At 71.3% G+C, this 9,644-nt stretch carries 7 protein-coding genes and 1 pseudogene; 7 read left to right on the plus strand and 1 reads right to left on the minus strand.

Annotated elements, in window-relative coordinates; genetic code table 11:
- The 5 genes from E1283_RS24715 to E1283_RS24735 all read left to right on the plus strand — a co-directional run.
- Positions 1–1,561 (plus strand): ABC transporter substrate-binding protein (locus tag E1283_RS24715; RefSeq protein WP_132820346.1); only part of this gene is annotated, 1,561 nt, incomplete at its 5' end.
- A gap of 28 nt (positions 1,562–1,589) precedes the next feature.
- The gene (locus tag E1283_RS24720; RefSeq protein WP_243745081.1) at positions 1,590–2,651 is read left to right on the plus strand and encodes an ABC transporter permease; all 1,062 of its coding nucleotides are present in this window, start codon (positions 1,590–1,592) and stop codon (positions 2,649–2,651) included.
- Positions 2,648–3,589 (plus strand): carbohydrate ABC transporter permease, encoded by a 942-nt coding sequence (locus E1283_RS24725; RefSeq protein ID WP_132820347.1) that lies wholly within the window; start codon positions 2,648–2,650, stop codon positions 3,587–3,589. The genes E1283_RS24720 and E1283_RS24725 overlap by 4 nt, the downstream gene beginning before the upstream one ends.
- Before the next feature lie 22 nt (positions 3,590–3,611).
- On the plus strand, positions 3,612–5,600 hold the full coding sequence (locus tag E1283_RS24730) for a beta-galactosidase (RefSeq protein ID WP_132820348.1): 1,989 nt from the start codon (positions 3,612–3,614) through the stop codon (positions 5,598–5,600).
- Between the two features lie 34 nt (positions 5,601–5,634).
- Positions 5,635–6,360 (plus strand): GH12 family glycosyl hydrolase domain-containing protein, encoded by a 726-nt coding sequence (locus E1283_RS24735; RefSeq protein ID WP_132820349.1) that lies wholly within the window; start codon positions 5,635–5,637, stop codon positions 6,358–6,360.
- 52 nt (positions 6,361–6,412) lie between these two features.
- Here E1283_RS24735 and E1283_RS24740 read toward each other — a convergent pair whose 3' ends face one another.
- Positions 6,413–7,471, minus strand: a complete 1,059-nt coding sequence (locus E1283_RS24740) for a LacI family DNA-binding transcriptional regulator (RefSeq protein WP_132820350.1) — start codon at positions 7,469–7,471, stop codon at positions 6,413–6,415.
- A 293-nt stretch (positions 7,472–7,764) separates the two neighbouring features.
- Between E1283_RS24740 and E1283_RS24745 the strand changes: the two are divergent.
- Together E1283_RS24745 and E1283_RS38245 are read left to right on the plus strand one after the other, a co-directional pair.
- Positions 7,765–9,525, plus strand: a pseudogene (locus E1283_RS24745) (acyl-CoA dehydrogenase family protein); the annotation flags it as partial.
- Positions 9,526–9,541: 16 nt separating this feature from the next.
- Positions 9,542–9,644: Gfo/Idh/MocA family protein (locus E1283_RS38245; RefSeq protein WP_243745083.1), on the plus strand; the 103-nt coding region annotated here is incomplete at its 3' end.

Below are 9,644 nucleotides of genomic sequence, written 5' to 3' on the forward strand. Positions count from 1 at the left end.
CGGTGGTGGTGGCGAGGACGGCCGGGCGTCGGAGTCGGACCTGGAGCGCATCCTGCCGACCTTCCGGGCGTCCGACGTCGCGGTGCAGCCCGACATCGCCGCCGAGAACGGGTCGAGCCCCGGATACACCCGCTGGATCCCGCAGGAGGAGCTGGGCGTCTCGGTGCCGGAACCGCTCGGCGGCGGCGGCGAGTTCAGCGCCATGACGCCGCTCTGGGGCACCCCGCCGGAGGCCGGCAACGCCTTCTGGACCGCCATGGACGAGGGCATCGGCGTCCGGATGAACTGGCAGACCCAGGACGGCAACACCTACGGCGAGCGGCTGGGCGCGGTGCTGGCCGGCAGCGACATACCCGACCTGGTCTGCATCCCCAGCTGGGAGCTCACCGGCCAGATCCCGCAGGCCGTCAGCAGCCGCTTCGCCGACCTCGGCCCCTTCCTCTCCGGCGACGCCGTCCTCGACTACCCCAACCTCGCCGCCATCCCCACCGCCGCCTGGCAGCCGTCCGTCTTCGGCGGCGCACTGCGCGGTCTGCCCATGCCGGCCGCTCCCATCGGCGGCGTGGCGCCCTTCTACCGGCAGGACATCTTCGAGTCGAACGGCTGGGAGGTGCCCACCAACCCGGACGACTTCGTCGCCCTCTGCCAGGAGATCACCTCGCCGAGCGACCGGGTCTGGGCCCTGGAGGCGAACGTCAAGTGGGCCGCGTGGGTCATCTTCGGCGTGCTGCCCGAGCGCCCCAACTACTTCGCCCGCGGCGACAACGGCCAGCTGGTCAACCGCTACGAGACCGACGAGTACCTGGAAGCGCTGGAGTGGACCCGCCGTCTCTTCGACGCGGGCGTCGTCCACCCCGACTCGGTGGCCGTCTCCGGCGACGCCAGCCAGCGCTTCACCTCCGGCGAGTCCCTGATGATGTTCACCGGCGACGGCGTCTGGCACAACATGGTCGTCGAACAACTCTCCGCCAACGCCGACTTCCGGATGAACGCCTTCGACTACTTCGGCGCCGGCGGCAACGACCCGGTGCTCTACCTGGGCAACGGCTCCACCATCTGGACCTTCGTCAACCGGAACCTCTCCGAGGACCGCATCCGCCAGGCGCTGCAGATCGCCAACTACACCGCCGCGCCCTACGGCACCGTGGAGAACCGGCTGCGCACCTTCGGCATCGAGGGCACCCACTACGCCCTGGAGGGCGGCCAGCCGGTCCGCACCGACCTGGGCCAGACCGAGGTCATCCCGGAGACGTACACCTTCGTCGCCACCCCGCAGCACACCATCGCCTGGTCCGACACCCCGCAGGTCGTCGAGGACCAGACGGGCTGGCAGAAGCGGAACCTGGCCTTTGCCCGGGAGCCGCTGTTCTACGGCCGGCAGATCCAGGAGCCGGCCCGGCTCGCCAACATCAACGACGGCTTCGAGGACCTGGAGGACGACGTCGTGCGCGGCCGCCAGTCCATCCGCGACATGCAGAACGCCGTGGCCGACTGGCGCCGCAACGGCGGCGACGAGCTGCGCGACTTCTACCAGGGACTGCTGGACGAAGACGGCGCCTGAGCGTCCCGACCTGCCCTAAGGAGCCACCGTGTCCCAGAGCACGGTCCCCCGTCCTCCGACCCCCACGGAGGGCGGCGATCCTTCGACCGAGCCGGCGCCGCCCGGCTCGGGAGGCCGCCGCCGAAGCCGCCGACGCGCCGACGCCCTGCCGCCCGGCGGCATCACGTTCCGACACCGGCTGCGCCGCGACTACGTCCTCGTCCTGATGACGCTGCCGGCCGTCGCCCTGCTGGTGGTCTTCGCCTACCTGCCGATCGCCGGCAACGTCATCGCCTTCCAGTTCTACAGCCCGTACGCCGGCGACGGCTTCTTCGACTCCATGGCCAACAGCGCCTGGACGGGCTGGGAGAACTTCCAGCGGATGATGGAGGACCGCGACTTCTGGCGGGCCGTCCGGAACACCCTGATGTTCTCCGGGCTCCAGCTGCTCTTCTACTTCCCGGTGCCCATCGCGCTGGCCCTGCTGATCAACAGCGTGCTGCACAGCAAGGTCCGCGCCTGGTCCCAGGCCGTGCTCTACCTGCCGCACTTCTTCTCCTGGGTGCTGGTCATCACCGTCTTCCAGCAGCTGTTCGGCGGCGCGGGCCTGGTGGCCCAGCTGTTCCGCGAGTGGGGCTGGTCCGACGGCTTCGACCTGATGACCGACCCCGGCTTCTTCAAGTGGCTGATCACGGCCCAGGTGATGTGGAAGGACGCCGGCTGGGGGATCATCGTCTTCCTCGCCGCGCTCTCCACCGTCAACACCGAGCTCTACGAGTCGGCCGCCGTCGACGGCGCGGGACGCTGGCGCCGCATGTGGCACGTCACGCTGCCCGCGCTGCGCCCCGTCATCGCGCTGCTCCTGGTGCTCCAGGTCGGCAACATGCTGACCATCGGCGGCGAGCAGTACCTCATCCAACGCACCGCCGTCGGCCCCGGCGCCTCCGAGGTGCTCGACACCTACGTCTGGCACCGCGGCATCGAGGGCGGCGACTTCAGTTACGCGGCGGCCATCGGCATCGTCAAGGGAATCTTCAGCGTGGGACTGGTGCTGGCCGCCAACCGGGTCGCCCACGCGATGGGCGAACAGGGGGTGTACTCGCGCCGATGAGCGACACCAGCGTCCTCGTGCACGACGGCGAGGAGAAGGAGGTCGGCAAGCGTCAGCGGCCGGCCTGGGAGGAACCACCCACCCGGATCGGGCAGACCGCCAAGGGCACCATCCTCGGCATCGCCCTGCTCGCGATCCTCTTCCCCCTGTGGATCGTCCTCGTCACCTCGCTCTCCGACGCCGAGACGATCTCCCGCAGCGGCGGCCTCGTCGTCTGGCCCCAGGGCATCAGCCTGGACGCCTACCGCGAGCTGCTGAGCGGCGGCGAGGTCTCCCGGGCCATGGCGGTCTCCATCGGGGTCACCGTCGTCGGCACCCTGCTCTCCATGACCGTCTCGGTGCTGGCCGCCTACGGGCTCTCCCGGCTCGGCTCGCTCTGGCACCGCACCCTGCTGTTCACGCTGATGGCCACCATGTTCTTCGGCGGCGCCGGCATCATCCCCACCTATCTGCTGATCCAGAGCCTGGGGCTGATGAACAGCTACGCCGCGCTGATCCTGCCGATGGCCGTCAACGTCTTCAACATCCTGGTGCTGCGCGCGTTCTTCATGAACGTCGGCCAGGAGATCATCGACTCCGCCCGGATCGACGGCGCCAGCGAGGTCCGCATCCTGTGGGGGATCGTGCTGCCGCTCTCCCGCGCCGTGCTCGCCGTGATATCGCTCTTCTACGCCGTCGCCTACTGGGGCAACTGGTTCGCCGGCTTTATCTACATCACCGACCAGGACAAGCTGCCGCTGCAGAACGTCCTCCAGCAGATCGTGGTCGCCGGTGAACGCCCCGCCGGCATGGCCCAGGCGATCGGGACCGGGCAGATCCCCAGCCTCGCGGTGCAGACCGCCGTCATGGTGCTGGCCCTGCTCCCGGTCGCGGTGCTCTCGCCGTTCGTCCAACGGCACTTCAAGAAGGGCATGCTGATCGGTGCCGTCAAGGGCTGAGGAACGAGTACGAGGAGACACCATGGCAGGGCTCGGAGACGCGACACGCGGCCGGCTGTTGTTCGGCGGGGACTACAACCCGGAACAGTGGTCGCCCGAGGTCTGGCGGGAGGACGTCCGACTCATGAAGGAGGCCGGGGTCAACCTGGCCACCGTCGGCGTCTTCTCCTGGGCCACCCTGGAACCCCGGCCAGGGGCGCGGAACTTCGGGTGGCTGGACACCGTGCTCGGGCTGCTGCACGACGCCGGCGTCGGCGTCGCGCTGGCCACCCCCACCGCGTCGCCGCCGCCATGGCTCGGCGCCCGCCACCCCGAGACCCTGCCGCGCGACGAGACCGGCGCCGTCGTCTGGTACGGCTCGCGCAACCAGTTCTGCGCCTCGTCCCCGATCTACCGCGAGCACGCCGCCCGCATCACCGAGGACCTGGCCGCCCGCTACGGCGACCACCCGGCGCTCCGCGTCTGGCACATCAACAACGAGTACTGCACCCCGTGTTGGTGCGACGAGACCGCCCGCCACTTCCGGCGCTGGCTGCGCGACCGGCACGGCACCCTGGACGGGCTCAACGACGCCTGGGGCACCGCGTTCTGGAGCCAGCGCTACGACTCCTGGGACGAGATCATCCCGCCCCGCCGCGCCCAGTACCTCAACAACCCGGCGCAGCTCCTCGACTTCCGGCGCTTCACCAGCGACGCCCTCCTGGAGTGCTTCACCGCCGAACGCGACATCGTCGCCACGCACAGCCCGCACGTCCCCGTCACCACCAACTTCATGCCGCTGTTCGCGGGGCAGGACGGCTGGCGCTGGGCGGCGGAGGAGGACATCGTCTCCGTCGACATCTACCCGGAGCCGGCGGCCGGTCTCGACAACCCGGCCGGGCCCGCCCACGGCGCGCTCGTCCAGGACCTCACCCGCTCCCAGGCCCGCGGCCCCTGGATGCTGATGGAGCAGGCCGCCTCGGCCGTCAACTTCCGCCCGGTCAACGTGCCCAAGCCCGAGGGCACCACCCGGCTCTGGTCGCTCCAGGCCGTCGCCCGCGGCGCCGACGCCGTCTGCTTCTTCCAGTGGCGGCAGTCCCGGCAGGGCAGCGAGAAGTTCCACTCCGCGATGCTGCCGCACGCCGGCGAACGCTCCCGGGGCTTCCGCCGGATCGCCGGCCTCGGCGCCGAACTCGGCGCGCTCGCCTCCGTGGTGGGCACCTCCGTACCCGCCGACATCGCCATTCTCCACGACTGGTCGGCCTGGTGGGCCAGCGGCCAGCCCGGCCGGCCCTCGGCCGAGCTCGACCACGCCGCCCTGCTGGCCCGCTGGCACCACGCCCTGTGGCGGCGCAACCTCACCACCGACCTCGCCCACCCCGAGGCCGACCTCGACCGCTACCGGATGGTCGTCATCCCCCAGCTCTACCTGCTGAGCGACGCCGCCCTCGACAACCTGGCCGCCTGGACCCACGCCGGCGGCACCCTGGTCTGCGGCTTCTTCACCGGCGTCGCCGACGCCGACGACCGGATCCGCGAGGGCGGCGTCGACGCCAGGCTGCGCCGCGTCCTCGGCCTGGAGACCGTCCACGAGTGGTGCCCGCTGCCGGCCGGCTCGTCCGTCCGCCTCGACGACGGCACCGCGGGCACGCTGTGGAGCGAGGACCTGGAGCCGGCCGACGCCGAGACCCTGGCCGCCTACGCCGAGGGCGAGCTGGCCGGCCGTCCCGCCATCACCCGCGCCCGACACGGCGCCGGCTCCGCCTGGTACCTCTCGACGCTGCCCGAACCCGCCGCGCTGGCCGACCTGTTGGCCGACGCCGCCGCCAGCACCGGCCTGGCGCCCGTGCTGCCCGCGCTGCCCGACGGCGTCGAGGCGGTCCGGCGCGGCCCGCTTCTCTTCCTCCTCAACCACCGGGCGGAACCGGTGACCGTACGCCTCCCGGCGCCGGCCACCGACCTGCTCACCGGCGCGCACCACGAGGAGGAGGTGACACTGGACCGCACCGGCGCGGCCGTGCTGCGGTCCTGAACCCCCCCCACACCGAAAGGGAGACGCACCCACCGTGATACGAGCCGCACGCAAGCTCTTCCTGAACCGCGTCATCACGCCGCTGATCGCCGTGCTCGCGGCGTTCGGCCTCACCCTCACCACCGCCACCTCGGCTCACGCCGCCACCTGGGAGAGCTCCGACCAGTGGGGCACCTGGAACAACGGCGGATACATCCTCTACAACAACATCTGGGGCTCGGGCGCCGGCTCCCAGACCATCTGGGCCAACAGCTACAGCAACTGGGGGGTCTGGGCGAACCACCCCAACACCGGCGGCATCAAGTCCTACCCCAACGCCAAGCGGATCGTGAACCGGCCGCTGAACCAGCTCAACTCGCTGACCAGCAACTACAACGTCACCGTCCCGTCGTCAGGCGCGTACAACACCACCTACGACATCTGGGACACCGACTACGACCACGAGGTCATGCTCTGGATGAACTGGACGGGCCCGGTCGGCCCGCTGGGCACCTACCAGACCCGGGTCACCCAGGGCGGCCACACCTGGGACGTCTACCGGGGCAGCAACGGCGCCAACAACGTCTACTCGTTCCTCCGCGTCGGCGGCAACTCCTACTCGGGCTCGGTGAACATCCTGCCGATCCTGCGGTGGATCGCGACGCAGGGCTGGTGGCCGTCGAACGAACCCATCGGTGACGTCCAGTTCGGCTACGAGATCACGTCGTCGGCGGGTGGGTTGAACTTCACGACCAACTCGTTCGGCGTCAGCTACAGCTGACATCCGGCGTCGCCCGGCGGTACCCACCGCCGGGCGACGCGGGACCGGTCGTTCAGCGGGCCCCGGCCGACGGCGCGTTGGCGACCGGCACACCGGCGGCCGGCCCGGTGCTCGCCCGGACGGTCAGCGTCGGCGGCAGCAGCTCCGTGTGGGTGGCGGCCGGCGCGCCCGTGGCCTCGGCCCGCACCCGGGCCATCACCAGCTCCACGGCCCGCCGCCCCATCTCGAAGGCCGGGATGGCCACCGACGTCAGGGCCACCGCCTGCTGGGTGGCCACCTGCTCGGGGCAGACCGCCACCACCGAGATGTCCTCCGGCACCGCCCGGCCCTGCTGTCGCAGCAGGCTGAGCATCGGGCCGATGACCTCCTCGTTCTGCACGATGATCGCCGTGGTGCCCGGGCGCTCGTCGAAGATCCGGGAGAGCGTGCCGGCCATCGACTCGTAGGTGCCCTCGCAGGGCCGGTGCAGCACCCGCACCCCCAGCTCGGCCGCCCGCTCCCGCACCCCGAGGATGGTCCGCTCGGCGAAGCCGGTGCGCCGCTCGTAGACCGCGGCCGCCTCGCCCACCATCGCGATCTCCCGGTGCCCGAGACCCGCCAGGTGCGTCACGCACTGCCGCCCGGTCTCCGCGAAGTCCAGGTCCACACAGGTGAGTTCCCCGGTGTCCGCCGGCAGGCCGATCAGCACGGCCGGGCGCCTGGTCTCGCGCACCAGCGGCAGCCGCTCGTCCTCCAGCTCCACGTCCATCAGGATCATCGCGTCGGCCAGCCCGCTGCCGGCCACCCGCCGCATCGCCTCCGGGCCCTCCTGGCCGGTCAGCAGCAGCACGTCGTGCGCGTGCTCGCGGGCGGTGGTGGCCACGGCGATGGCGATCTCCATCATCACCGGGAGGTACATCTCGGTGCGCAGCGGCATCATCAGCGCGATGATGTTCGACCTGCTGCTCGCCAGCGCCCTGGCTCCGGCGTTCGGGTGGTAGCCGAGCTCCCGGATGCTCCGTTCCACCCGCTCCCTGGTCTGGGCCGAGATGGTCCGCTTTCCGCTGAGGACATAACTCACCGTGCTGGCTGAGACGCCGGCGTGCCGGGCGACCTCGGCGAGCGTGACCATATGCCCTCCCAGGTGGAGTGAAGCGCTTCGACGGCGAACGGCAGTGTAATCGCGTTGACCATAGACCGATCAACTCTGCGTGTCCATAGATGTATCGAAGCGCTTCAACGGCCGGGCGACGACGCTTCCGCGCCCCCCTCGGATGGCCTCGACGACACCCCTTCGTCACTCTTTCGAGGGGCAGATTCCGACTACTGTCCGAGCTTCGACTGATACGCGGGGCCGCACATCGGGTAACAACGGAATGACACCTTCCGAGGACGCCGCCGACGGCGAGGGCGAGGTGAGCGTGCATGACCGTCTCCGAGGACGAGGCCCGCCGGGTGGCCGAGGGCGCCAGGCAGCGCGAGTGGCGAGGACCGAGCTTCGCCCGCGAGCTGTTCCTGGGCCGCCTGCGGCTCGACCTGCTCCATCCCCGCCCCCAGCCGGATCCGGAGGCCGCCCGCCACGGGCAGGCGTTCCTCGACCGGCTCCGGGCCTTCGGCGAACGCGAGATCGACGGCGCCCGCATCGACCGCGAGGGCCGGGTGCCGGACACCGTGGTCGCCGGGCTGCGCGAGATCGGCGCCTTCGGCATGAAGATCGCCCCCGAGTACGGCGGGCTCGGGCTCAACCACCTCTACTACAACCGCGCCCTCGCCCTGGTCGGCTCCGCCAGCCCCGCTGTCGCCGCGATGCTCTCCGCCCACCAGTCCATCGGGGTGCCCGAGCCACTGAAGCTCTTCGGCTCCGAGGAGCAGAAACGTGCCTTCCTGCCCCGCTGCGCCGCGGGCGAGATCTCGGCCTTCCTGCTGACGGAGCCCGACGTCGGCTCCGACCCCGCCCGCCTCGGCACCACCGCCGTCCGCGACGGCGACGACTACGTGCTGGACGGCGTCAAGCTCTGGACCACCAACGGCGTCGTCGCCGCCCTGCTCGTCGTGCTGGCCAAGGTCCCCGAGGCCGGCATCACGGCCTTCGTGGTCGAGGCGACGACCCCCGGCGTCACCGTCGAGCACCGCAACGAGTTCATGGGTCTGCGCGGCCTGGAGAACGGCGTCACCCGCCTGCACCGGGTCCGGGTGCCCGCCGCCAACCGGATCGGCGAGGAGGGGCAGGGCCTGCGGATCGCCCTGACCACCCTCACGACCGGCCGGCTGGCCATGCCGGCCACCTGCGCCGCCGCCGGCAAGTGGTGCCTGCGGGTGGGCCGCGAGTGGTCCCAGGCCAGGATCCAGTGGGGCAAGCCCATCGCCCGGCACGAGGCCATCGGCTCGCGCCTCGCGTTCATCGCCGCCACCACCTTCGCCATGGAGGCGGTGCTCGAACTGGTCAGCGAGATGGCCGACGAGGGCCGCCGCGACATCCGCATCGAGGCCGCCATCGCCAAGCTCTACGGCAGCGAGATGGCCTGGCGGATGGCCGACGACCTGGTCCAGATCCGTGGCGGCCGCGGCTACGAGACCGCCGACTCCCTCACCGCCCGCGGCGAACGCGGCATCCCGGTCGAACAGCTCCTGCGCGACCTGCGGATCTACCGGATCTTCGAGGGATCGAGCGAGATCATGCGGCTGCTCATCGCCCGCGAGGCCGTGGACACCCACCTGAAGGTGGCCGGCGGGCTCATCGAGCCCGACTCCTCCCTCACCGAGAAGCGCCGCGCCGTCACCTCGGCCGGCCGCTTCTACGCCCGCTGGCTGCCGTCCCTGGCCGTCGGGCGCGGCCAACTCCCGCTCGCCTACGGTGACTTCCACGTCTCCCGGCACCCCAACCTGGCCGCCCACCTCCGCTACGCGGAGCGCGCCGCACGCCGGCTGGCCCGCGAGACCTTCTGGGCGATGTCCCGCTGGCGGGGCCGCCTGGAGACCAAACAGCGCCTGCTGGCCCGCATCGTCGACATCGGCTCCGAGCTCTTCGTGATGACCGCCACCTGCGTGCACGCGGAACGCCTCCGCGACGAGGACGACCATGGCCGGGAGGCCTACCGGCTCGCCGACGTCTTCTGCCGCCAGGCCCGCCAGCGGGTCGAGGCCCTCTTCGCCGAACTCCTCCACAACGCGGACGCCGCCGACCGCGCCCTACACCTGGCGGATGTCCAGGGAACGGGCCGGCTCGGGCGCGCTCGGCGACATCGGCGCGCACGCCGTCGACCTCGCCCAGTTCCTCACGGGCGAGTTCGTCAGCGGCGTCAGCG

It is taken from the genome of Streptomyces hainanensis (assembly GCF_004348415.1).
GTDB lineage: Bacteria > Actinomycetota > Actinomycetes > Streptomycetales > Streptomycetaceae > Streptomyces > Streptomyces hainanensis.

Bases quoted from the DNA above. Each gene is read 5' to 3' on its own strand.
- E1283_RS24740 (WP_132820350.1), bottom strand. From the start codon at position 7,471: ATGGTCACGCTCGCCGAGGTCGCCCGGCACGCCGGCGTCTCAGCCAGC.
- E1283_RS24730 (WP_132820348.1), top strand. From the start codon at position 3,612: ATGGCAGGGCTCGGAGACGCGACACGCGGCCGGCTGTTGTTCGGCGGG.
- E1283_RS24725 (WP_132820347.1), top strand. From the start codon at position 2,648: ATGAGCGACACCAGCGTCCTCGTGCACGACGGCGAGGAGAAGGAGGTC.